At 67.2% G+C, this 23,811-nt stretch carries 22 protein-coding genes, 1 tRNA gene and 2 pseudogenes; 11 read left to right on the plus strand and 14 right to left on the minus strand.

Annotated features, from left to right (window positions below; genetic code table 11):
• Window positions 1-28: 28 nt before the first annotated feature.
• The 5 genes from AM586_RS08160 to AM586_RS08180 form a co-directional block, all read right to left on the minus strand.
• Window positions 29-1,168, minus strand: a complete 1,140-nt coding sequence (locus AM586_RS08160) for a serine hydrolase (RefSeq protein ID WP_047823957.1) — start codon at window positions 1,166-1,168, stop codon at window positions 29-31.
• Window positions 1,165-1,641: a CYTH domain-containing protein gene (locus AM586_RS08165; protein ID WP_047823956.1), complete on the minus strand. Its 477-nt coding sequence runs from the start codon at window positions 1,639-1,641 to the stop codon at window positions 1,165-1,167. The genes AM586_RS08160 and AM586_RS08165 overlap by 4 nt, the downstream gene beginning before the upstream one ends.
• 15 nt (window positions 1,642-1,656) lie before the next feature.
• Window positions 1,657-2,781, minus strand: a complete 1,125-nt coding sequence (locus AM586_RS08170) for a M14-type cytosolic carboxypeptidase (RefSeq protein WP_047823954.1) — start codon at window positions 2,779-2,781, stop codon at window positions 1,657-1,659.
• A gap of 13 nt (window positions 2,782-2,794) precedes the next feature.
• Window positions 2,795-3,196 (minus strand): hypothetical protein, encoded by a 402-nt coding sequence (locus AM586_RS08175; protein ID WP_229411091.1) that lies wholly within the window; start codon window positions 3,194-3,196, stop codon window positions 2,795-2,797.
• A 154-nt stretch (window positions 3,197-3,350) separates the two neighbouring features.
• Complete coding sequence (locus AM586_RS08180; RefSeq protein WP_047823953.1) at window positions 3,351-3,590, minus strand: KGG domain-containing protein; 240 nt, start codon at window positions 3,588-3,590, stop codon at window positions 3,351-3,353.
• Window positions 3,591-3,915: 325 nt separating this feature from the next.
• Between AM586_RS08180 and AM586_RS08185 the strand changes: the two genes are divergently transcribed.
• From AM586_RS08185 to waaF, 4 genes and pseudogenes are all read left to right on the plus strand, one after another.
• Window positions 3,916-4,917 carry a hypothetical protein gene (locus tag AM586_RS08185; protein ID WP_047823950.1) on the plus strand — a complete coding sequence of 334 codons (1,002 nt, stop codon included), beginning with the start codon at window positions 3,916-3,918 and terminating at the stop codon, window positions 4,915-4,917.
• A gap of 176 nt (window positions 4,918-5,093) precedes the next feature.
• Window positions 5,094-5,204 (plus strand): annotated as a pseudogene (locus AM586_RS28785) (short-chain dehydrogenase); the annotation flags it as partial.
• Window positions 5,205-5,208: 4 nt separating this feature from the next.
• A complete protein-coding gene (locus AM586_RS08195; RefSeq protein WP_047823948.1) occupies window positions 5,209-5,772 on the plus strand; it encodes an HAD-IIIA family hydrolase in 564 nt (187 codons plus the stop codon).
• Entirely contained in the window at window positions 5,769-6,938 is a 1,170-nt protein-coding gene (gene waaF, locus AM586_RS08200; protein ID WP_162600531.1) for a lipopolysaccharide heptosyltransferase II, read from the plus strand. Before AM586_RS08195 ends, waaF begins: the two co-directional genes overlap by 4 nt.
• A gap of 16 nt (window positions 6,939-6,954) precedes the next feature.
• On the opposite strand, the gene AM586_RS08205 is transcribed toward waaF, so the two are convergent.
• The 3 genes from AM586_RS08205 to AM586_RS08215 all read right to left on the minus strand — a co-directional run bounded on the left by AM586_RS08205 (window position 6,955) and on the right by AM586_RS08215 (window position 11,036).
• Window positions 6,955-8,424, minus strand: a complete 1,470-nt coding sequence (locus AM586_RS08205) for an SGNH/GDSL hydrolase family protein (protein ID WP_082439708.1) — start codon at window positions 8,422-8,424, stop codon at window positions 6,955-6,957.
• A gap of 170 nt (window positions 8,425-8,594) precedes the next feature.
• The gene (ftsH, locus tag AM586_RS08210) at window positions 8,595-10,439 is read right to left on the minus strand and encodes an ATP-dependent zinc metalloprotease FtsH (RefSeq protein WP_047824660.1); all 1,845 of its coding nucleotides are present in this window, start codon (window positions 10,437-10,439) and stop codon (window positions 8,595-8,597) included.
• Between the two features lie 186 nt (window positions 10,440-10,625).
• On the minus strand, window positions 10,626-11,036 hold the full coding sequence (locus AM586_RS08215) for a hypothetical protein (protein ID WP_047823943.1): 411 nt from the start codon (window positions 11,034-11,036) through the stop codon (window positions 10,626-10,628).
• Between the two features lie 119 nt (window positions 11,037-11,155).
• Here AM586_RS08215 and AM586_RS08220 point away from each other — a divergent pair, with 119 nt between their 5' ends.
• From AM586_RS08220 to AM586_RS08235, 4 genes are all read left to right on the plus strand, one after another.
• Window positions 11,156-11,866: a S24 family peptidase gene (locus tag AM586_RS08220; protein ID WP_052233402.1), complete on the plus strand. Its 711-nt coding sequence runs from the start codon at window positions 11,156-11,158 to the stop codon at window positions 11,864-11,866.
• 16 nt (window positions 11,867-11,882) lie between these two features.
• Window positions 11,883-12,173, plus strand: a complete 291-nt coding sequence (locus tag AM586_RS08225) for a hypothetical protein (RefSeq protein ID WP_047823941.1) — start codon at window positions 11,883-11,885, stop codon at window positions 12,171-12,173.
• 135 nt (window positions 12,174-12,308) lie between these two features.
• On the plus strand, window positions 12,309-13,499 hold the full coding sequence (locus AM586_RS08230; protein ID WP_047823939.1) for an MFS transporter: 1,191 nt from the start codon (window positions 12,309-12,311) through the stop codon (window positions 13,497-13,499).
• 92 nt (window positions 13,500-13,591) lie between these two features.
• On the plus strand, window positions 13,592-14,341 hold the full coding sequence (locus AM586_RS08235) for an SDR family NAD(P)-dependent oxidoreductase (RefSeq protein WP_047823937.1): 750 nt from the start codon (window positions 13,592-13,594) through the stop codon (window positions 14,339-14,341).
• Here the strand turns inward: AM586_RS08235 and AM586_RS08240 are convergent.
• Complete coding sequence (locus AM586_RS08240; RefSeq protein WP_047823935.1) at window positions 14,331-15,275, minus strand: LysR substrate-binding domain-containing protein; 945 nt, start codon at window positions 15,273-15,275, stop codon at window positions 14,331-14,333. The genes AM586_RS08235 and AM586_RS08240 overlap by 11 nt on opposite strands.
• An 83-nt stretch (window positions 15,276-15,358) precedes the next feature.
• Here AM586_RS08240 and AM586_RS08245 point away from each other — a divergent pair, with 83 nt between their 5' ends.
• The 3 genes and pseudogenes from AM586_RS08245 (at window position 15,359) to AM586_RS08255 (ending at window position 18,625) form a co-directional block, all read left to right on the plus strand.
• Complete coding sequence (locus AM586_RS08245; protein ID WP_047823934.1) at window positions 15,359-16,219, plus strand: transketolase; 861 nt, start codon at window positions 15,359-15,361, stop codon at window positions 16,217-16,219.
• Complete coding sequence (locus AM586_RS08250) at window positions 16,216-17,217, plus strand: transketolase family protein (protein ID WP_047823932.1); 1,002 nt, start codon at window positions 16,216-16,218, stop codon at window positions 17,215-17,217. The genes AM586_RS08245 and AM586_RS08250 overlap by 4 nt, the downstream gene beginning before the upstream one ends.
• Window positions 17,218-17,297: 80 nt before the next feature.
• Window positions 17,298-18,625: pseudogene (locus tag AM586_RS08255) on the plus strand (MFS transporter).
• Between the two features lie 79 nt (window positions 18,626-18,704).
• Here AM586_RS08255 and AM586_RS08260 read toward each other — a convergent pair.
• From AM586_RS08260 to AM586_RS08280, 5 genes are all read right to left on the minus strand, one after another.
• Window positions 18,705-19,160, minus strand: a complete 456-nt coding sequence (locus tag AM586_RS08260; RefSeq protein WP_082439709.1) for an endo alpha-1,4 polygalactosaminidase — start codon at window positions 19,158-19,160, stop codon at window positions 18,705-18,707.
• A gap of 430 nt (window positions 19,161-19,590) precedes the next feature.
• A tRNA-Pro gene (locus tag AM586_RS08265) sits at window positions 19,591-19,667 on the minus strand.
• Window positions 19,668-19,726: 59 nt separating this feature from the next.
• Window positions 19,727-21,640: an MFS transporter gene (locus tag AM586_RS08270; protein ID WP_047824654.1), complete on the minus strand. Its 1,914-nt coding sequence runs from the start codon at window positions 21,638-21,640 to the stop codon at window positions 19,727-19,729.
• Between the two features lie 52 nt (window positions 21,641-21,692).
• On the minus strand, window positions 21,693-22,745 hold the full coding sequence (locus AM586_RS08275) for an AbrB family transcriptional regulator (RefSeq protein WP_047823930.1): 1,053 nt from the start codon (window positions 22,743-22,745) through the stop codon (window positions 21,693-21,695).
• Entirely contained in the window at window positions 22,733-23,809 is a 1,077-nt protein-coding gene (locus AM586_RS08280; protein ID WP_047823928.1) for an ABC transporter ATP-binding protein, read from the minus strand. Before AM586_RS08280 ends, AM586_RS08275 begins: the two co-directional genes overlap by 13 nt.
• Window positions 23,810-23,811 lie beyond the last annotated feature (2 nt).

Below are 23,811 nucleotides of genomic sequence, written 5' to 3' on the forward strand. Positions count from 1 at the left end.
CGATGAGGATCGTGCCCGCCAATCTACCTTACTTTTGCCTGATCGCCGCGATCACGCGCCTGGCAAACTCCGCCGGATTGCCCGCATGCCAGCGCCACACGATGAGCAGGTCGTGCTCCGGCGACACCACGATGTCGTTGCTGCCCGCGCCCAGCGCCGCGAAGGCGGTGGCGGGCAGGCCCGGCAGGTTCTTGCCCCTGGTGTTCAGCCACCACAGGTAGCCATAATCGGGGCCGTGCTCGCTCGGGCTGAGGGCCGCCTTCACGTAGCCGGCCGGCACGATCTGGCGGCCGTTCCAGGCGCCGCCACGCAGCCACAGGTAGCCGAAGCGCGCCATGTCCCAGGAGTCGATCCACATCCCGCCGCCCCAGCGCGTGCCGCCGCTCACCGAGGGCACCAGCTTGCCGTTCAGCTCGACGTAGCTGTTGGTGTAGGGCACCCACTTCCAGCCATGCGAGGCGCCGATCGGGTCCATCACTTCCTGCTGGAACACGTCCGGCACCGGCTTGCCGAACACGCGCAGCAGCGACAGCGCGAAGCGGTTGATGCGCGCGTCGTTGTATTCGTAGTGCTGGCCCGGCGCTTCCAGCGCGCGCGGCTTGCGCTCGCCGGCACCGAAAGCGTCGTGGCCGACGAAATCGGCGTTCTTGCCCCACATGCTGCCTTCCCACTCGCTCTCCTGCTGCAGGTGGTGCTTCCAGGTGATCGGCGCGTTGTGCGGCGAGGCGTAGCCGCCGTCCTGCACGGTCTGGCCGACCGGCTGGTTCAGGTCGGCGATCCTGCCCTCGCGCACGGCGATCCCGGCCACCGTCGACAGCATGCTCTTCGCCACCGAATAGGTCGGGTCGACGAAGTGCGTGTCGCCGAACTCGGCCACCACATAGCCCTTGTAGATGACGACGCCGTTGGTCGCGGCGCGCTGCGTGGGCAGCGAGCCGAGCGGTTCGCCGAAGGTCTTGCGCTGGTCCGAGAAATCCTTCGCGCGCTCGGTCTCGTGCGCGCTGGCGTAGGCGACGGCCTCGGCCAGTTTGGCCGGGTCCATGCCCAGCGCCTCGGGCGACTGGCGGGCCCAGTTGCCGGCTGGCGGGAAGTAGGTCTGCGCGGAAGCTGCGGCACAAGCCGCGAGGGGAAGGAATAAAGCCAGCGACAGCAGGGAGCGGCGCATCATGCGGGTTTTTCCCACTTGGCGTAAGGCAGCCGGATCAGGCTGGAGTTGTAGTAGCGCGGCTCGCCCGTCACTTCCTTGCCGATCCAGTCGGGTTTCTCGAAGGCCTCTTCTTCACTGCCCAGTTCGATCTCGGCCACCACCAGGCCGGCGTTCTCGCCCTGGAACTCGTCGACTTCCCAGGTGTGGCCGGCATGTTCGATGCGGTGACGGACCTTCTCGACCAGCGGCTGCTCGCACAGGCGGTCGAGCAGTTCGGCGGCATCCGGCACGGGAACCTCGTATTCCCACTCGCCGCGGCTGGCGCCGGTGCTCTTGCTCTTGATCGTGATGACGGCCCGCTCGCCCTCGATGCGCACGCGCACGGTGCGCACCGGATCGGCCACCAGGTAGCCCTGGCGCATCAGGGTCGGCTGGCCGAGCCCGCGCCAGCCGTCGCCGTTGAGGAGGAACTTGCGCTCGATTTCGATGCCCATGATTCCTCCCCCGCCTCAGTCGTCCAGCGACAGCAGGATCGGCTGCAGCATCGCCGCGCCGAGCGCGCTGCTGCGCGCACCGTTCCAGCCGACGTGCGGGTCGGGCAGGTTGGCGTTGTCCTTGAACGGCATTTCCAGCGTCAGCGACAGGCATTTATAGGTGTGGCCGATGTACTTCGACGCCAGGGTCAGCAGCTCCTCGTTGTACTTGCTGGCGGCGTAGCCATGGACGTTCTGGAAGTCCGGGCTGGACGCCATGTAGCGCTCGATGAAGGCGTTCTGGCTTGCCAGGCGCTCGGGCGTGAAGTCGGTCAGCATCTCGCTGCCGGCCACGAAGTTGTAGGGCAGCGCTTCGTCGCCGTGGATGTCGAAGAACATGTCGACGCCGGTTTCCTCGATCTTGTTCTTCACGCACAGCACTTCCGGGCTGCGTTCCGGCGACGGCGTCATCCACTCGCGGTTCAGGTTGGCGCCGGCCGCGTTGGTGCGCAGGTTGCCGCGCACCGAGCCGTCCGGGTTCATGTTCGGCACGATGTAGAACACGGCGCGGGCCAGCAGCTTGCGCGAGACCGGATTCGAATTGTCCAGCAGCGCATCCATCATGCCCTCGACGAACCACTCGGCCATCGTCTCGCCGGGGTGCTGGCGTGCGATCACCCAGATCTTCTTTTCGGCGTTCGGATTGCCGATCACCACCAGGTTCATGTCGCGGCCGTCGACCGTGGTGCCGATGTCGTGCACGCGCGCGATCGGGTTCTCGGCGACTTCGCCCAGCAGGCGCAGGTGGCGCTCCCAGGTGTAGGGCTCGAAGTAGGCGTAGTAGATGCTGTCCAGTTCCGGCGTGTGGTTAACGGTCATCACCTGGCCGTCGAAGCTGGTCGGCACCCGGAACCAGTTCTCGGTGTCGTAGCTGGCGGCGACCTGGTAGCCTTCGAAGCCTTTCGGATAGGTCGCCTGGCCGGCGTTCAGGAAGCGAATCGTGCAGGCCTGGCCGCGCGCGCCCTGCAGGCGGAAGTGGAACCACTGGTGGATGTCGGCATGCGAATCCTTGCGCAGGTTCAGGTCGATCCGGCGCGGATTGTCGGCATTCACGACCTCGATGGCGCCGGAATCGAAGTGCTGGCTGATCTTGATGGGCATGATGGCTCCTTCCTTATGCTTCGAGGTCGATCAGGTCGCGGCTGTAGGCGGCCAGGATCTGGCGCATCATCTCGACATTGCTGCGGTCCAGGACCAGGGTCAGGTCCGGCTTGACGTCGAGGTTGAAAGTCATGCTGATCTTGCCGGGCAGGACCTTGCAGTTGACCGTGAAGGCGCGCGGCAGGTTCGGACTGTCCCAGTCCCACTGGGTGATCTGCGGCGGCGCCGGCGGCGGCTGCAGGGTGGGATCCTGGTTGACCGGCAGGTTCTTGAGCAGGAAGAACACGATCGAGGCCGGGATGACGAAACAGATGTCATTCGCCCCCTGGGCGGAGAACTTGGCCAGCAACAGATTACCGACCCGGTCGCAGGACATGGCCATGCTCTTGACTTGACGGATGACCGCAGATTTCACGACAACTCCTATGAGATTGGACAAAAAGGCGCAGCGATTCTACCGCATCCCATACGCGAATTGTGTGAAAGAAAAACAAAACGGGGAGCCTGCGCTCCCCGGTTTTTTACTGGCTCGGAGGGGCGGCGCCGCCACCGCCCTTCCCAGCCCGCACTTACTGCTTGTTGCCGCGCGACGAGCTGCGCGACGAGCCCGATGCCGACTGGCGATTGCCGTGGCTCATGCTGCCTGCGCGACGCGCCTCTTCCGAGGTGAACTCGTGCGCGGTGCCTTTCTGGTGAGCAGCCTTGCCGCCCTGGCTGGCGATCTCGCGCTGACGCTCGGGGTCCATCGACGCAAAACCGCGGTTTTTGGTACCGCCACTCTGTTTGTTGCCCTGGTTATTCGATGCCATGATGCTCTCTCCTCGTTGCTCTAAAAACCGCCGCGTCCTGCGGCAGGCCAATTCCGACGCTCTCGGCTAACACCGATGAGTGCTCGGTCGGATTCATCTTAGGCATGCAGGATGGATGAGGCTATAGGACGTTTTCAGATGACTTTGTAGGACAATGTGAGACAGAAAATGCACAGCTGAAATCTACTTCCAGTAGTAAATTGTTAAGCGTGCAGTCGTCAGTATTAGTCCTACAATCACCCGCCGTCTCTTCCTATACTGAAATGCGCATGGAGGGCGCATTATCTTAATGAGAATGCATCGTTCCAGTTGAAAGGAGACGACCATGGACGCAAACCAACGTAGTGAAGTCAACAACCAGACGAATAACGTCGCCAACGAAAAATGGACGCCCGGCTCGAAGGGCAAGACCGCGGACGACGGACCGCTCGACCACACCTATCCGCAAGGCCTCGGCGCGCAGCAGCAGGGCAACCAGGGCATCGACACCATGGGCACGCAGCAAAGCGGCGCCGGTCCCGGCGCACAGCCCGGCGGCATGGGCGGCCGCGAGGACGCGGGCAAGCGCTCCGAGGTCCCGGGCGGCTCCATGCAGACCCAGATGAGCGGCGGCTCGGGCCCGGTGCAGGGCATCACCGACAGCCACCAGCGCCAGATGGAACAGAAGTCCGGCGCCTACGGCATACTGGAAGAGGCTGTCGGACACCGTCCGAAAGATTCCGGCGTGGATCTGAAGCATGAGCGCAATATGCAGCGCGACGTCGTGCGCGGCCAGATGGCCTCGCAGAATGCGGCGCAGCCGGACTTGCAGGGCGGCTCGCTGGGGCCGAACCATGGCAATATGCAGGCGAGTTCGCAGGGCACCAGCGGCGGCGGCATGCATGGTCCGCAGAGCCCGCCGACCAGCCTGAACGCCGGTTCGGTCGGCAACCGCCAGCAGGGCAGCAGCCTGTACGTGTCCGACAACTCCACCCGCAGCGGCGGCGGGATGCGCGGCCCGCAGGACGCATCGCAGGACCTGCCCGGTGAAGAAGCCCAGCGCGGCAATACCCAGCTCGGCGTGGCCGGCTCGCATTCGATGGCGAACCAGGCACCCAGCATCGGCGGCGTGCACCAGTCGAACGACGTGGCCGGCGGCCTGCCGCGCTCGCCGGGCAACACCGGTGCGCAGCATGCGGCGAGCAGCACCGACCGCCTCGGCTCGCAGACCGGCGATCACCAGTCGAACGACGCCGCCGGCGGCTATCCGCGCAGCCCGGGCTACGCCAACCGCCTGAACGGCGACGAGAACATGGACGACGACACCGGCTTCAAGCGCAAGCCCTGAACCCGTGAGCGCCTAGACCCGACGCGGCCCTTCCCGGGCCGCGTTTTCTTTTGATTCAGATTCAGGCTCTCCACCGGCAAGGGAACCCTGCCGTTCCACCGCAGTCGAACCGGTCACATCATCGACGAGGGGAAAAGGCCATGCGCCGCCTGAACATCCTGACCTGGCACACGCACGGCATCCGCGTCACCGCGGTGGTGGCCGGCGGCATGCGCACGCCCTTCCTGCCGGACCGCTTCCCCGCGCTCGATCCCGCGCTGCCGGTGCGCGAAACCTCCTGGCCCTGAGCGTATGAAAGCGGTTTTCCTGGACAAGGACGGCACCCTGGTCGACGACCTGCCCTACAACGTCGAGCCCGGACGCATCACCCTGTGCAGCGGGGCCGGCGCGGCCCTGCGCCTGCTGTCGCGGCTCGACTACCGGCTGTTCGTCGTCAGCAACCAGGCCGGCATCGCCTTCGGGCGCTTCCCCGAGGCGGCGATGGACACCGTCCACGACCGCCTGCAGGACCTGCTGTTCAGCGAGCAGCTCGCGCTCGACGGCTTCTACTACTGCCCGCACCACCCGGACGGCAGCGTCGCCGCCCACGCCCATGGCTGCCACTGCCGCAAGCCCTTGCCCGGCCTGCTGCTGCGGGCGGCGCAGGACCATGGCATCGACCTGCGCGCCTCGTGGATGATCGGCGACATCCTGCACGACGTCGAAGCCGGCAACCGCGCCGGCTGCCGCACCCTCCTGCTCGACAAGGGCAACGAGACCGAATGGCGGCTCGGGCCGCGCCGCATCCCGACCCGCATGGCGCCCGACCTGTATGCGGCGGCGGTGCTAATCGCCAGCCACGGAGATCCAGCGTGAGGCCGGCCCCGATGCAGGCCCCGCTGCCGACCCGGATGCAGGCATGGGAAGGGGCGCGCCGCGTCCTGTGCGTGCGTCTCGATGGGCTCGGCGGCGTCCTGATGTGCACGCCGGCGATGCGGCTGCTGCGCGACGCCCTGCCCGGGCGCAGCCTGACCCTGCTGACCTCGCCCTCCGGCGCGGCGCTTGCCCCCTTCGTCCCGGAAGTCGAGGACACCATCGTGCATGCGGCACCCTGGATGAAGGAAGGCGCGCCGGCCGCGCCGGCGGAACTGCCGGCCCTGGCCGCGACCCTGGCCGCGCGCCGCTTCGATGCCGCGGTCGTGTTCACGAGCTATACGCAAAGCGCCCTGCCGGCCGCCCTGCTGTGCTGGCTGGCCGGGATTCCGCTGCGGCTGGCCCATTGCCGCGAGAATCCCTACCACCTCCTCACCGACTGGATCGCGGAACCGGAGCCGCAGGCCATGGTGCTCCACGAGGTGCAGCGCCAGCTCGAACTGGTGCGGCATGCCGGCGCGCAGCGCCAGGCCGGACCGGCGCCGGGCCTGTCCTTCGCGCTGCGCGCCGCCGACCTGGCCGCGGTGCGCGTGCGCCTGCTCCGCCTCGGCATCGACGCCGACCGGCCCTGGTTGCTGCTGCATCCGGGCGCCAGCGCGGCCTCGCGCCGCTATCCGGCCAGCCACTGGGCGCGCGCGCTCGACCTGCTGGCGCGGCGCTGCGCCCTGCCCGTCGTCCTTGCCGGGAGCAGCGCGGAGACCGAACTGGTCGAGGAAATCCGCGCCGGCTGTGGGGTGGCGGTGCACTCCCTCGCCGGCCAGCTGAGCCTGGGCGAGCTGGGGGCGGCGCTGCACCTGGCCGCGGTCGCACTGACCAACAACAGCGGGCCGGCCCATGTGGCGGCTGCGGTCGGCACCCCGCTGGTCGACCTGTATGCGCTGACCAGTCCCCAGCACACGCCCTGGCGCGTGCGCAGCCGGGTACTGTTCCAGGACGTGCCCTGCCGCTTCTGCTTCAAGAGCAGCTGCCATGCCGGCCACCACGCCTGCCTGGCCGGGGTGGCGCCGGAGCGCGTGGTCGATGCGGTGCTGGAGCTGCTGCCGCCGGACGCCCGCTCCCCTCCCGTGGCGGCCGCCGATACCGGCGCGGTCGGCCTCGGCACCGGCTGACCCGGTGCCGGCTGGCTCAGTGCTTGCCGGCGCGCGCCACCGCGCTGGTGCTGCCGGCCACGCTGCTCAGGCTGCGGAACAGCTGCAGCGGAATCGCGTTGGCCATGGCCTGCATGCCGAGGTCGTTCGGATGCAGGTGGTCGCCGCTGTCGTAGGCCGGCAGCATGCGGGTCGGATGGCTCGGGTCGCGGACCGCGCGGTCGAAGTCGATCACGCCGTCGAACTCGTCGCCCGAGCGGATCCAGTTGTTGACGGCCTGGCGGATCTGCTCCTTCGCCGGCGTGTAGTAGCCCGGGAAGATCGTGCCTTCGAACGGCGTCAGGGTGGCGCCGTAGATCGCGATGCCTTTTTCGTGGGCGCGGGCGATCAGCTGGCGGTAGCCGGCGATCAGGTCGGCCGGGGTCGGTTCTTCCGAGATCGGGATGGTGCCGGTGCCCGGATGGCCGATGTCGTTGATGCCGATCAGGAGCACCATGTAGCGCACGCCGGCGGTGGCCAGCACGTCACGGTCGAAGCGCTCCAGCGCGGCGCGGCCGAACAGCGGCTGCTCGCCCGGATCGCGCAGCAGGCGGTTGCCGCCGATGCCGCGGTTGACGACGCCGAGACGGGCGCTCCAGGCCACCAGGCCGGCCGTGCCCAGCGCCGGCCTGCCGGCCTTGCTCTTGACCACGGCGAGCGGCTCGCGCGCGGTCTGCAGGCGCAGGGCCAGCAGGTCGGGCCAGCGGTGGTTGGCGTCGACCATTGTGTTGGAACCGTCGGTGATCGAATCGCCCAGCGCCACGATGGCGGACGCGCCCGGGGCGTTGACGTCGACCTCGGTCAGGAAAGGCCAGGAGGTGATGGTCCGCTCCAGCGGGAAGGCGGCGGCGCCGGTGAAGTTCCCCGGCAGCGAGACGTAGTTGGTCTGGAAGGCCGAGGCGTGGATGGTGGTGGCCTGGACGCTGCCCGGCAGGTGCAGGCTGACCGCCAGGTCCGACAGCGCCGGCACCTCGAGGTCGACCGGATCGGACAGCACCGGCGCGCCCGGCGGCACCGTGATCGAAGCGCTGCCGCTGAAGGTCAGCGGGCGGTCGCTGCCGGCGACGATGCTGGCGCCGTTCCGGCGCAGCGCGATGTGGGCTTCGCCGATCCGCAGCGGCGCCGCGCCAAAGGTATTCGAGATCCGGATCCGGACCTGATTTCCTCCGATACTGGTGTGCACGATCAGGCGCAGGGTCTGGTCGTTGAAGGTCATCACCTGGGTGCTCAGCGGCGGGCCGGCCGGCCCCGTGCCCCAGGTGCCGACCCACTGCTCGGTGGTCCAGCCGGACTGGGCCATGGCGGGCAGCAGGGGCAGCGCCACGCCGGCCATCGCCAGCAGGCTGGCCGCCAGCAGGCGCCTGGCCGATTGCGCGGGCCGTCGGCGGCGCCAGGCGAACAGGCCCGGCAGCACGGCGGCGCGGACCCGGTGGAGCAGATCGGAAACTGGCGGCGGCTTGCGCTTCATGATGGTCTCCTCGGTATGGGAATCGGGAAGCCGCCGGCGCTGCTTGGATAAGCGAACTCGACGGCACGGACCAATCTAGCCACCGCCAAGGGGCGCAACAAGACAGGGTCGATGAGGACTCTTGCGCCATATCGAGAAGAGCGAATGAATGTGATGAAAGCCGGAAATGCTTACTTGATGACCACTTCCTGAGAGCTAGAAACGGCCTGTTCCTTGCGCAGCAGCAGGTCGAGCGCCTCGCGGTCGACGGTTTCTTTTTCCAGCAGCGCATGCGCCAGCGCATCGAGCAGGCGGCGCCGCTCGCGCAGGGTCGCGCGCACGCGCTCATGGGCCTCGTCCAGCAGGCGCGCGATATCGGCGTCGATCATGCGCGCGGTGCGCTCGCTGTACTCGCGGCGCTGGCCGGGCGGCATCGCGTACAGCGTGCTGTTGGGCGCCTGCTCGAAGGCCGCCAGGCCCAGCCGCTCGCTCATGCCGTACTGCGTCACCATGTGGCGCGCCAGCTCGGTCGCCATCTGCAGGTCGTTCTGGGCGCCGGTGGAGACGTCGCCGAAGGCCAGCTCCTCGGCTACCCGGCCGCCGAGGTAGACGTCGATCCGGTCCAGCAATTCGCTTTTCTTGAGCAGGTAGCGGTCTTCGAGCGGCAGCTGCTGGGTATAGCCGAGGGCGGCAATGCCGCGCGGGATGATCGAGATCTTGGCCACGCGGTCGGCGTGCTGGCGGAACTCGGCCACCAGCGCATGCCCGGCCTCGTGCCAGGCGACCGTCTCCTTCTCGAGCGGATTGATCAGGCGCGAGCGCTTTTCCATGCCGGCAATGACGCGGTCGATCGCCTCGTCGAAGTCGACGCGCTCGACCCGGTCCTTGCCGCGCCGCGCCGCCAGCAGCGCCGCCTCGTTGACCAGGTTGGCAAGGTCGGCGCCGGACAGCCCCGGCGTGCGCGCGGCGATGCGGGCCAGGTCGACGTCGCCGGCGAGCGTCACCGTCCGCGCATGCACCTGCAGAATCTGCTGGCGTCCGCGCAGGTCGGGGCGGTCGAGGGCGACGTGGCGGTCGAAGCGCCCCGGGCGCAGCAGGGCCGGGTCGAGGATCTCGGGACGGTTGGTGGCGGCCAGGATGATCACGCCCTTGCCGGTGTCGAAGCCATCCATCTCGACCAGCAGCTGGTTCAGGGTCTGCTCCTGCTCGTTGTAGCCGCCGATGGCGCCGGCGATGCCGCGCGCCCGGCCCAGCGCGTCCAGCTCGTCGATGAAGATGATGCAGGGCGCCACCTTCTGGGCCTGCACGAACAGGTCGCGCACGCGCGCCGCGCCGACGCCGACGAACATCTCGACGAACTCCGAACCGCTGATCGAGAAGAACGGCACCCCGGCCTCGCCGGCCACGGCCTTGGCCAGCAGGGTCTTGCCGGTGCCGGGCGCGCCGACGATCAGCACGCCTTTCGGGATGCGTCCGCCGAGGCGGTGGTAGCGCTGCGGGTGCTTCAGGAATTCGACGACTTCCATCAGCTCTTCCCTGGCCTCGTCGGCGCCGGCCACGTCGCCGAAGCTGACCCCGGTCTTGCTCTGCATATGGACGCGGGCGCGGCTCTTGCCGATGTCAAACAGGCCGGCCGTCATGCCGCCGCGCTTGAGCATGCTGCTCCACAACCAGAACAGCAGCAGGATGGGCAGCACCCAGGACAGCAGGCTCGACAGCAATTCGCTGTGCGCCTGTCCGGCATAGCGCACCTTGGCCGCCTCGAGCTCCTTGGCCAGGTCGGGGTCGGTCACGCGCACCGTGGTGAAGGGGCAGCTGCCATCGGCGCCGCACTTGATCGACGCCGCGCGCGCCTTCGGCAGCACGGCGTCGAGGCCGCTGTCCTTGAGGGTGCCGGAGACCGTCGTGTCCGACACCGTGACTTCCTTCACCTGGCCGGCGCGCAGCAGCTGCTTGAACTCGCTGTAGGCAAGCGGCGAGCTCGTCATCAGCTCGAACAGGGACTGCGACAGCATGAACAGCAGCAGCCCGAACATCCAGTACCACAGGAAGGGCCGGATCGCCCCGTTTTTATCATCGGCTTTGTGGTCGGGTTGGTCCTCGGCCTTGTTGTCGGCCTTGCTGTCCACGCGCGTTCTCCTGGCGGCTGCCGTGCCGCGTCATTCATACGTTGTTCTTCAGAATAGTCCTTGCTTTGACCTTAATCAAACCCGGCCCGTGACTCACAGCGTTTCGCGCACCTGGCGCACTGCCTCGGCGGCATCGTGGGCGATCTCGGCGATGTCCTTGCTGCGGCGCCGCTCGAACCACAGCAGCAGCGCACCGACGACCCACCAGGCCGGCAGCCCGGCCAGCACCACGAAGGGGGTGGCCGCCAGCAGCACGCCGAGTTCGGCCGGCCCGCCGGCCAGCACCGCGAACTGCCCGCCCGACGCGAACAGGGCCGGCCACCAGCAGTAGGCGGCGATCGCCAGGCATGGCCCCGCCACCGCGCAGCCCAGCAGCGTGCAGGCGAAGCGCGCGGCCGCCTCGCGTCCCGACTTCGGCCACAGGAACAGGAAGCCGAGGCCGGTCGCCGCCAGGCCGGCGGCAAACGGGACGGCGGCGAGCTTGAAGAATATGAACGCGTGCATGGCGGGGTCTCCGATGGTTGATCTTCGGCTTCCGAAGGTTTAGTATTTCGATTAAAGTATAGAACTCTAAACTGATAAACGTCAAGAATACTAAACCAATCGAGTTTAGGATGCTAAACATGAATACACTCTCAGAACGCCTCGATCGCATCTACCGCGACCTGCCCCAGCTGGAAGGCGAACGCGGCCAGACCGGCCTCGTGAAAGCCTCCGGCGCCTCGAAGAGCGTGGTCAACCAGTGGCTGACCGGGAAGATCAAGTCGATGGATATCCGCTATGCGCTGAACATCGAGCGCGCGCTGGGCTTTTCCCACATCTGGCTGATGACCGGCGACGGCGACCCGCAGCAGGCGCCGCTGCACGGCATCAGGAATGCGCTGCCGGTACGCGCCGCCGCCAACGACGATGCCGACTTCGTCGAGATCCAGATGGTGAAACTGCGCCTGTCGGCCGGCATCACCGGCTACCAGACCGAGCCGGAGCGGCGCGACGGCGGCACCCTCGGCCTGCGCCGCTCCTGGATCGAGCGCCACCAGCTGCGGCCCGAGCACCTGATCGCCATCCTGGTCAAGGGGGAAAGCATGGAGCCCTCGCTGTACGAGGACGACATCGTGGTCGTCAATACCCTCGACACCCGGCCGGTCGACGGCGCCGTCTACGCCTTCAACTACGAGGGGGAAGCGGTGGTCAAGCGCCTCGCGCGCGACGCCGGCCAGTGGTGGCTGACCTCGGACAATCCGGACCAGCGCAAGTACCATCGCAAGCTGTGCAAGGGCGCGGAATGCCTGCTGATCGGGCGCGTGGTGCGCAAGGAAAGCGACCGGATCTGAGCGCGCATCCGATACCATGAAGATCCGGGTCGCGGTGACGGTATTGAAGGGGGTGCGGGTGGCGGTGGCCTTCCCGCCGCCGGCCTGGGTCGTGCCCGGCATGGGCGACGCGCTGCTGGCGCGCCTGCAGCCGCACTTCCCTGCCCTGCCGGTGATGCTGGTGTCGAAGCAGGCGCATGCCCTGCGGGCGCATGCGGCCTTCCAGGCCCAGGCCCTGGCGGAGGGCGCAGACCTCGACGCCTTGCCGACGGTCGAGATCGACCTCGACGCGCCGCCGGCGGCGCCGGAGGAAGCGCCGCCTTTCTAGCGGTCGGGCCGCCGCGGGTGCGCCAGGCCGGGCATCCGGCTGGTCATCGATCGATGTCCGTTCGAAAACAGGCGTCATGGCTGGCCGAAATCCGGGACAATTGATTCCCTACCTCAAAACCGGGAGCGAGGCCGGATGCCAGATCGACGGTTTTCCACACTGCGCAAGATTCCACGCCCGATCTGGGTGCTCGGCTTCGTCAGCATGCTGATGGATATCTCTTCCGAAATCGTCCACAGCCTGCTGCCGATGTTCCTGGTGTCGGGGCTGGGCGCCAGCGTCGCGGCGGTCGGGCTCATCGAAGGCATTGCCGAGGCGGCCGCGCCGATCGTCAAGGTGTTCTCGGGCGGACTCAGCGACTACCTGGGCAAGCGCAAATGGCTGGCCGTCGCCGGCTACGCACTCGGCGCGGCGAGCAAGCCCTTCTTCGCCATCGCCACCTCGGCGAACCTGGTCCTGGCGGCGCGCTTCGTCGATCGCATCGGCAAAGGCATCCGCGGCGCGCCGCGCGATGCGCTGGTCGCCGATATCGCGCCGCCCGAAAGCCGCGGCGCCGCGTTCGGCCTGCGGCAGTCGCTGGACACCCTCGGCGCCTTCACCGGCCCCCTGATCGCCGTCGCCCTGATGTTCCTGTGGGCGAACGACTATCGGCGGATTTTCTGGATCGCCGTGATACCGGGCGCATGTGCCGTGCTGCTGCTGGCGCTGGGCGTGAAGGAACCCAGACATGCGTCCGCATCCAGGGGCATCAATCCGATCCGCAGGGAGAGCCTGCGCAAGCTGTCGGCCGACTATTGGTGGGTGGTCGCGATCGGCGCCGTGTTCGCCCTGGCGCGCTTCAGCGAAGCCTTCCTGGTCTTGCGCGCCATGGAGGGCGGCATGCGGCCGGCCCTGGTGCCGCTGGTGATGGTCGCGATGAACCTGGTCTATACCCTGTCCGCCTACCCGTTCGGAAAGCTGGCCGACGCCATCAGCCACCCGCGCCTGCTCGTCATCGGACTGGGTTTTCTGGTGCTGGCCGACCTGGTGCTTGCGCAAGGCAATGGCTGGCCGGTGGTGCTGCTCGGGGTCAGCCTGTGGGGGCTGCACATGGGCATGACCGAGGGCCTGCTGGCCGTGATGGTCGCGAATACCGCGCCGCCCGAACTAAAAGGGACGGCGTTCGGCTTTTTCAACCTGGTGTCCGGCATCGCCATGCTGCTGGCGAGCCCCCTTGCCGGCCTGCTGTGGGAAGGCCACGGCGCCGCGGCCACCTTCCATGCCGGCGCGGCGTTCAGCATGCTGGCCGCCATGCTGATCGTCGGCCTCGGCAGGCGGCAAGCATGAATTGAATTCGCCGTCCCTTGAGTTTTCCTCGTTTGGCGGCGCGCCCGCAATCCGGGAACATGGCGTCACCATCGAATATCAAGGAGACATCCATGTTACTGAAAGAACGAGTGGCCATCGTCACGGGCGGCGCCGGCGTCAACGGCCTGGGTTTTGCAACGGCGCGCATGCTGGCGGCGCACGGGGCCCGCGTCGTGATCCTCGACCTGGCGGCGAGCAAGCCTGCCGGCGCCGCGGCTGAGCTCGGGCCGGACCACCTGGGCCTGGTCGCCGACGTCACCAGCAAGGAACAATGCGAATCGGCCGCCCGCGCGGTGCTGGAGCGCTACGGCCGCATCGACATCCTGTTCAACAACGCCGGCATCACCCAGGCGCGCAAGACCGTCGACATCTCGGAAGCAGACTATGACGCCGTGCTCGACGTCAGCCTGCGCGGCACGCTGCTGATGTCGCAGGCCGTCCTGCCCGCCATGCAGGCCCAGAAGGGGGGCAGCATCATCTGCACCTCGTCGGTGTCGGCGCAGCGCGGCGGCGGCATCCTGGGCGGACCGCACTACTCGGCCGCCAAGGCCGGCGTGCTCGGCCTGACCCGGGCCATGGCGCGCGAATTCGGCCCGGACGGCATCCGCGTGAATGCGATCACGCCGGGGCTGATCGCCACCGACATCATCAAGGGCAAGCTGACGGAAGAACGCAAGGGCGAGATCGCCTCGGATATTCCGCTGGCGCGCCTGGGCCGGGCCAGCGACATTGGCGGCGCGGTCGTGTTCCTCGCCAGCGAACTGTCCGCCTACTGCACCGGCATCACGCTGGATGTGAATGGCGGGATGCTCATTCACTGAGCCCGCTACCGTCAGCGTCGAAGTCCGCAAATCCCCGCATCCACTCCAGGACCGTCTTCACGGCCTGGAGCCCTTCCCTGCTCTTCGGCACCGCCAGGTGATGCGCGGTGGCGTCGATCGCAAGCTCGCCGAACGGGCAGACCAGCCTCCCCTGCTGCAGGTATTCGTGCACCAGCACGGTACTCTCGATGCACATCCCGAGTCCGTTTTCCGCCGCGCCGAGCGTCATGAAGGCCCGGTCCAGGCGCAGGCCGCGGACCGGGTGGCCGCAGCCTGGCACAAAGCGTGCGATCCATTCGTCCCATGAGGTCAGCGAGACGTCGTTCTGGATCAGGTAGAAATTCTCGATGTCGCCGGGCGGCAGCGGCAGGGTCCAGCCGTCGACCAGCGTCGGGCTGCACACCGGCAGAAACCGTTCGCGGCGCGAGATCGGCTCGACGTGCACGCCGGCCGAGGCCGCGGGGCGGCCATACGTGACCGCGACGTCGACGCCGCTGTTCGAAAAATCCGGCGCCTGGTGCACCGCCCACAGCCGCACGTCGAGGTCGGGATGGGCGCGCAGGAAGGCGGGCAGTCTCGGCATGATCCAGATCGCGGCGAAGCTGGGCGCGCTCTGGATCGTCACCACCTGCTGATGGCGGCCGCGGTCGAGGATGGTGCGCAATTCGTCGTCGATGTCGCCGAAGGAACGGCGGATCACCTCATACAGCCGGGCGCCCTCCTCGGTCGGCACCACGCCGCGCCGCGCGCGCTCGAACAGGAGCGTGCCGAGCGCTTCCTCGAGCGTCTGGATCGCGTGGCTGACGGCCGAGGCCGTGATCGAGAGCTCCTGGGCCGCGGCGGCAAACGAACGGTGCATGCAAGCGGCCTCGAAGGCCTGCAATCCCTTGAGTGAAGCCTTGCGCAGGGCGCGGTATCGCTGAACTGGTTTCATCTATCACCAAGAATTACTCGCTATACGGTTCATGTGTCACTTCATACACTGGAATCGATTCGAACAACGTACTGGAGACACACATGGAACACCAACAGGAGCAACAGCACTCCCTCGCCGGGCTGAAGAGCGCGGCCTACCGGATCCGCCGCTACGCACTGCGCATGGGGGAGGTCCAGGGCCAGGGCTACGTCGGGCAGGCCCTCGGCATGGCCGACATCCTGGCCGTCGCCTACCGGCACGCGCTGAATTATCGGCCGGATGAGCCCGAATGGGAAGGCCGCGACCGCTTCCTGCTGTCGCACGGCCATTATGCGATCGCGCTGTACGCCGCCCTCCTCGAAGCCGGCATCCTGCCCGAATCGGAGCTGGAAACCTACGGCAGCGACGACAGCCGCCTGCCGATGTCCGGCATGGCCACCTACACGCCCGGCATGGAAATGTCCGGCGGCTCGCTGGGCCAGGGCCTCTCGATCGCGGTCGGCATGGCGCTGGGCCTGCGCCGGAAGAACAACCCGGCCTTCGTCTACAACTCCATGTCGGACGGCGAACTCGACGAAGGTTCGACCTGGGAAGCCGCGATGTCGGCCGCCCACTTCGGCCTCGGCAACCTGATCTGCCTGGTCGACATCAACAACCAGCAGGCCGATGGGCCGTCCGGCAAGATCCTCGGCTTCGAGCCGCTGGCCGACAAGTGGGAAGCCTTCGGCTGGCTCGTCCAGCGCGTGAAGGGCAACGACATCGGCGCCGTCCTGCACGCGTTCGATACCGCGCGCAGCCACCCGCAGCCCCGGCCGCGCGTGATCCTGTGCGACACCCTGATGGGCAGCGGCGTGCCCTTCCTCGAACAGCGCGACAAGAACCATTTCATCCGCGTCGAAGCCGACGAATGGCAGCAGGCCATCGCCATCCTCGACAAAAACCAGGCAGGAGACATGCAATGAACGCCCCGATCACGAATAAACCGCGCCTGACCACCTCGGCGATGATCGCCTCGATCGCCGCCGAGGGCCAGCGCACCAGGAGTGCACCGTTCGGCAATGCCCTGGTGGAACTCGCTGCCCGGCGCCCTGACATCGTCGGCATGAGCGCCGACCTGGCGAAATACACTGACCTGCACCTGTTCGCCCAGGCCTACCCGGAACGCTTCTTCCAGATGGGCATGGCCGAGCAGCTGCTGATGGGCGCCGCCGGCGGCATGGCCAAGGAAGGCTTCACACCCTTCGTCACCACCTATGCCGTGTTCGCCTCGCGCCGGGCCTACGACTTCATCCACCAGGTGATCGCCGAAGAACACCTGAACGTCAAGATCGCCTGCGCCCTGCCGGGCCTGACCACCGGCTACGGCCCCAGCCACCAGGCCACCGAAGACATCGCCATCTTCCGCGGCGTGCCGGGCCTGACCATCGTCGACCCGTGCGACGCGCTCGACACCGAGCAGGCGGTGGCGGCCATTGCGGCGCACCAGGGCCCGGTCTACATGCGCCTGCTGCGCGGGAAAGTCCCGCTGGTGCTGGACGAGTATGATTACAAATTCGAGCTCGGCAAGGCCAAGCTGCTGCGCGACGGCCGCGACGTGCTGGTGGTTTCGAGCGGCATCATGACGATGCGCGCGCTGGAAGTGGCGGAGGCGCTGAAGGCAGACAAGGTGGGCGTGGCCGTGCTGCACACGCCGACCATCAAGCCGCTGGACGAGGAAGCGATCGTCCGCGAAGCGCGGCGCAGCGGCCGGCTGGTGGTGGTGGCCGAGAACCACTCGGTGGTCGGCGGCCTGGGCGAAGCGGTCGCGGGCACCCTGCTGCGGGCCGGCGTGGCGCCCGCCTTCCGCCAGGTCGCCCTGCCCGACGCCTTCCTCCACGCCGGCGCGCTGCCGACGCTGCACGACCGTTACGGCATCTCGGTGGAGGCAATGGCGGCCAGCATCAAGTCCTGGCTGCGCTGAGCCGCAGTTCGAGCGCGCGGCAAGAAGGCAGCAAGACCTTCGTGCGCCGCGCAAAAAAACAGAACGATTTGGAGACAATGATGAAATCACCTTCGGTCACCCCCGCGGCGGCAGGCGCCACGGCCACCCCGGCCGGCGCCGCCGACCTCGAAACGCGAGCCTATGCCAAGGTCACGCGCCGGCTGGTCCCCTTCCTCATGCTGTGCTACCTGGCGGCCTACCTCGACCGCGTCAACGTCGGCTTCGCCAAGCTGCAGATGCTCAGCGACCTGCACTGGAGCGACACCGTCTACGGCCTCGGCGCCGGCATCTTCTTCATCGGCTACTTCCTGTTCGAAGTGCCCAGCAACCTGATCCTGCACCGCTTCGGCGCACGCCGCTGGCTGGCCCGCATCATGATCACCTGGGCCATCATCTCCGCCAGCTTCAGCGTGGTCGGTTCGCCGACGCTGTTCTACGTCATGCGCTTCCTGCTCGGCGTGGCCGAAGCCGGCTTCGCACCCGGCGTCATCCTCTACATCACCTACTGGTTCCCGCAAGCGCGCCGCGCCAAGGTGATGGCCCTGTTCTTCATGGCGATCCCGCTGGCCAGCATCGTCGGCGCGCCGCTGTCGGGCTGGATCCTCGAGACCTTCTCGGGCGCGCACGGCCTGCAGGGATGGCAATGGCTGTTCGCGCTGGAGGCGCTGCCCTCGCTGCTGCTCGGCCTGGCCATCCTGTCTACCTGGACGACAGCATCGAGGCGGCCAGATGGCTGAGCCCCGAAGAGAAGACCATCCTGCAGCGCAATATCGCCAGCGAGGACAGCGGCAAGCTTGCTCACCATACGGCCGCCGCCTTCCTGGCCGACCGCCGCCTGTGGCTGCTGACCGCGATCTACTTCTGCATCGTGATGGGCCAGTACGGCATCACCTTCTGGCTGCCGGCCCTGGTCAGGAACGCCGGTGTGAGCGGCACCGGCATGGTCGGGCTGCTGGCGGCGATCCCGTATGCAGTGGCGCTGGCCTGCCTGCCGCTGATCGGCCGCAGTTCCGACCGCACCCGCGCCCGGCGCCTGCACTGCGGCGTGCCGATGCTGGTGGCGGCCGCCTCGCTGTTCGCGCTGCCCTTCACCAGCGGCGTCGGCGTCGCCCTGGTCCTGCTCAGCACCGCGGCTGCGGGCGCCATCGGCTGCACCTCGCAGTTCTGGACCCTGCCGACCGCCTTCCTGGGCGGCATGACGGCCGCGGCGGGCATCGCCACCATCAACTGCATCGCCAACCTGGCCGGCTTCTTCTCGCCCTCGCTGGTCGGCTGGCTGAACGACCTGACCGGCACGCAGGGAGCGGGACTGATGCTGACCTCGGGGGTTTTGCTGGTGGGCGCCTGCTTGCTGGTGCTGGTGCCGAAGCAGGTGGTGGATCGCTGAGCAACACCCCAGCTTTCCCCACCGTCAGTCGCGCTGTCGGACGCCTCGCACGGCGAGGCGCTCACGCGGAGGATGCGTATCAATAATATGCGCTGCAGTCGGACCGGGTCGTATTCAGGGAATTGCGCTTTTTGATGGCGCTGATCCGGCTTGCCTTGGCTTTAGGGCAGAACTTGCTCAAATCGAGTTTGTATTCCGCCTCGAACACCGGTTTATTGAGCGTCAGGAAATTGGAGAAATATCCACACTCGTTGTACTGGAAGCACTGCTCGCTCACGACGAAGTCGAAAGTGTTATAGATGCGAGCGTCGTGTGCCTGGTTAATGTCGTTTTTAAGCGCGACCAGCATCCCTCTGGCATGGGTTTGCTCAGCCACCCAGAGGTTAAAGTAGATTTGATCCTCATACGTTAGCGGAAAACCGCTATTGCTATGCGCCGTTGTGTCATAACCGTCGACATTATCCGGTTCGATCGCATCGCAGCCCATGGCCTTTGCTCGATCCAGTCGAGCCAAAAGAATGGTTGCAAGCGCCATGCCGGTCTGAGACTTGGTGTAAAGGCCGTGATGGGTGGTCTTCGGGACACCCAGTGCTTTTTCAATCGCACATGGTGCGAATTGCTTGGCCTGATTTGTTCAGCACGATGAATAGGAGGGACGGCAACCGGGATGCCCCGGCAAAGAGAGCATGCCTCGATGCCAAGCAACGGACAAGCTCGGTGAAATTAAGGATAGGACCCGATCTGTGCCGGGTCAAATAGACAGCGTCTATTACTGAAAAGGCGAAAAGTCCGTAAATACAATAGATGCGGATTGCTTGAAGCAAGTCTCGGGCTGCAAATAAGCACCTGGAGCGGCGCTTGCGAAAATGGCTTGCGTTGGACGGAGCAAATAAAGCTTGCGCTGGACGACCAAAAACAAAAAGGGCCAGCTTTCGCTGGCCCTTTTTGGCTTGCTTTGAATTCATTGGTCGGGGCGAGAGGATTCGAACCTCCGACCCCCTGCACCCCATGCAGGTACGCTACCAGGCTGCGCTACGCCCCGACTCAGCCTGCAATTATATCAGAGCCGGGCAGGATGATAAGTTTTTTGTCACGAAGAATCTATTTCCAGTCTCCCCGCAGCGCCAGCACCTGCTCGTACAAGCCTTCCGGCGTCACCTCCTGCGGCGGCACCGGCCGGCCCACCACCAGCGCCAGGCGCGAGCGCCAGCCGCGCGAGAAGGAGCGCTCGAACACGTTCGACGGGTCGCGCGAGAACACGCTGCCCCACAGGCCGCGCAGGGCCATCGGGATCACCGGCACCTTGCTGCGCTCGGTGATCTTGGCGATGCCGCCGCGGAACTCGTTCATGTCGCCGGTGCGGGTCAGCCTGCCTTCCGGGAAGATGCAGACCAGGTCGCCGTCGTGCAGGGCGTGGGCGATGTCGACGAAGGCCTTTTCCATCAGCCACGGGTCTTCCGCCGCCGGCGCGATCGGGATCGCCTTGGCGGTGCGGAAGATGAAGCCCAGCAGCGGCGTCCTGAAGATGCGGTGGTCCATCACGAAGCGGATCGGGCGCGGGCTGGCGGCCATGATCACGATCGCGTCGACGTAGGACACATGGTTGCAGACCAGGACCGCCGCGCCCTCTTCCGGAATGCGGTCGGTACCCATGGTCGAGACGCGGTGGATGGTATGGATCAGCAGCCAGGCCAGGAAGCGCATCAGGAATTCCGGCACCAGCGAGAAGATGTAGATGGCGACCAGCGCGTTCAGCAGCGCCGTGGTCAGGAACATCTCGGGAATCGTGAAGCCCTGCCCGATCAGGAACACGGCCACACCGGCCGCCGCCACCATGAACAGCGCATTCAGGATGTTCATGCCGGCGATGGTGCGCGATACGTGGGCCGGGTCGCAGCGAGTCTGGATCAGGGCGAACAGCGGCACGATGAAGAAGCCGCCGAACACGCCCAGCAGCAGCAGGTCGGCCAGGATGCGCGCGGTGCCCGCCTGCCGCAGCAGGCCGATGAAGTCGACCGGCGCGGTATTCGTGTAGCCCTGGCTGGCGAAGTACAGGTCGATGCCGAACAGCGACAGGCCGATCGCGCCGAAGGGCACCAGGCCGATCTCGACCTTCCGGCCCGACAGCTTTTCGCACAGCAGCGAACCGGCGCCGATGCCGAGCGAGAAAATCGTCAGCAGCAGCACGAACACGCTGTGGTCGCCGTGCAGGTAATCCTTGGCGTACAGCGGAAACTGCGACAGCACCAGCGCGCCGTAGAACCAGAACCAGGAATTGCCGAGCATGGACAGGAACACCGTGCGGTTCTTGCGCGAGAACGCCAGGTTGCGCAGCGATTCGGCGACCGGGTTGCGGCTGATGACGAGACCGGGCTCGGGCGCCGGCGAGTGCGGGATGCGCCAGCTCGTGACCAGGCCCAGCACCGCAACCAGCAGCGTCCCGCCGGCCACCAGGTGGACGCCCGCGGCGCCATGGCCGGCCAGCACCGCGCCCACCACCTCGCCCAGCAGGATGCCGACGAAAGTGCCCATCTCGATCACGCCATTGCCGCCGACCAGTTCGTCCGGACGCAGGTGCTGCGGGAGGTAGGCGTACTTCACCGGGCCGAACAGGGTCGAGTGCACGCCCATGCCGGCCACCGCAGCGATCAGCAGCCACAGCGTGTGCGTCATCCAGCCCAGCGCCGCCACGCCCATGATGCCGATCTCGAGCAGCTTGACCCAGCGCGCCAGCCTGCCCTTCTCGACCTTGTCGGCGATCTGGCCGGCGGTCGCCGAGAACACGACATAGGGCAGGATGAACAGGCCGGGGATCAGGTTGTTGAGGAGCGCCGGCGGCAGCGTGGTCCAGGACAGCGCGTCGTAGGTGATCACCACCATCAGCGCGGTCTTGAACAGGTTGTCGTTGAAGGCGCCGAGGAACTGGGTCCAGAAGAAGGGGCCGAAGCGGCGCTGCGCCAGCAGGGCGAACTGGCTGCTATGGCTGGCATGGCTTGTGAGATTGGTATCGCTCATGCGGGCCATGTTATCGCACAAGCCCGCACTTGCCTACCTGGCCGGACCGCGTTCAGCGCAGCCTGGCCCAGGCGCGGTACAGCGGACCGATCGCGAGCACCACGACCACCATGCGCGACACATGGAAGGCCGTCACCACCGGCACGCCGAGGTGCAGCACGCGCGCCGTCAGCGACATCTCGGCGATGCCGCCGGGCGAGGTCGCCAGCAGCATGGTGCCCGGATGCAGGTCGGTGATCTGGGCCAGGCACAGGGCGAAGGCGGCGGCCAGCATCATCGTCACGACCGTGCAGGCGGCCACGCTGGCCAGGTAGCGCGGCGCGGTGTGCACGAAGCGCGGGGTGAAGCGGGTGCCGAGCGAGACGCCGATGAACAGCTGGCCAGTGCGGATCATCCACTCCGGCAGGCGCGAGAGTTCGATGCCGGCCGCGGTCAGCATCAGCGCCACCAGCAGCGGGCCGATCACCCAGGCGTTCGGCAGTTGCAGGCGCTTGAACAGCAGCGCGGCGATGGAGGTCAATGCGATCAGGACCAGCAGGCCGCCCGGGCGCACGGTGGCGGCCAGCGGCACGAAAGGATCGATGCCGGCGCCCCAGCCGTGGCTGCTCCACCAGCGCACCGCGAACGGAATCGTGGCGACCACCATCATGATGCGCAGACTGTGGGCGGCGGCCACGTGCTCGACCACCGCGCCGTGGCGCTCGCCCTGCACCGCCATCTCGGAGGCGCCGCCGACCGCCATCGCGAAGAAGGCGGTCGCTTCGTCGCTGCCGGACAGGCGGCGCAGCATGGCGGCGGCCGCCATGCCGAGGCAGACGGCAAAGGCCACCGCCAGCGCGATCCAGGGCAGGTTGCGCGCCAGCGCGGCCAGCACGGGTGCGCTGAAATACAGCCCGAGCGCGGTGCCGATGGCCCACTGGCCGGCCTCGCGCGCCTGCACCGGCGCGCCCAGGCGCGCGCCCAGCATGCAGGCCAGCGCGGTCGAGAACAGCGGCCCGATCATCCACGGCAGCGGCGTGTCGAGCGCGATGCAGGCCTCGGCCGCGGCAAACGCCAGGGCCAACGCCGGCAGGAAGGTGCGCAGCGCTCCTTTTAGAACACCCACAGCTTCTCGGCCGGCATCTCCAGCCAGTACTGGCCCGGATCGATGCGGTGCTTCGAATAGGCGCGCACGCTGGCCTCGCCCTGCTTGAACAGGCATTCCCAGCGGTCGCCGAGGTACATGCAGGTCGACAGCGGCATCTGGATGCCGTTCTCCACCTGCTGGCGGCCGATGCGCACTTCCTCGACGCGGATCAGGGCGGCAGGTTCGGCTGCGCCCGCGGCGCTGTCGCCGGCGCCGCGCGTGGTCGCGTTCAGCGCCATGCCCTCGACCTGCAGCCGGGTCGTGCCGCCGTTGCGGCCGACCACGCGCGCCGGCAGGCGGTTGTTACTGCCCATGAACTCGGCGGTGAACAGGGTGTCCGGCGATTCGTACATCGACTGCGGGGTGCCCTGCTGTTCGATCTTGCCGTTATTCAGCAGCAGGATGCGATCCGAGATCGCCATCGCTTCGGCCTGGTCGTGGGTCACCATCAGGGCGGACAGGCCCAGGCGCACGATCAGTTCGCGCAGGAAGGCGCGCGCTTCCTCGCGCAGCTTGGCGTCCAGGTTCGACAGCGGTTCGTCGAGCAGGATCACGGGCGGGTTGTAGACCAGCGCGCGGGCGATCGCCACGCGCTGCTGCTGGCCGCCGGAGAGCTGGTGCGGGAAGCGCTCGCCCAGGTGGCCCAGGCCGAGCTGGGACAGCACCTCGTTCACCTTCTCCTTGGTATCGCTGGCGGACAGCTTGCGCAGCTTGAGGCCGTAGGCGACGTTGTCGAACACGGTCTTGTGCGGCCACAGCGCATACGACTGGAACACCAGGCCCAGGTTGCGCGCCTCGGCCGGCAGTTCCATCTTCCTGGCGCCGTCGAACACGCGGCGCTCGCCGATGTCGATGGTGCCGGCTTTCGGGCTTTCCAGGCCGGCGACGGCGCGCAGCAGCGTGGTCTTGCCGCTGCCCGAAGGGCCCAGCAGCGCCACCACCTCGCCGCGCTGCAGGTGCATCGACACGCCTTTCAGGATCGGGTTGGCGGTAGCGCCGCTGCCGTAGTCGAGGTGCAGGTCGTTGACGGTCAAAACGTTCATGG

This window comes from Massilia sp. WG5, from assembly GCF_001412595.2.
Taxonomy (GTDB): Bacteria; Pseudomonadota; Gammaproteobacteria; order Burkholderiales; family Burkholderiaceae_D; genus Telluria.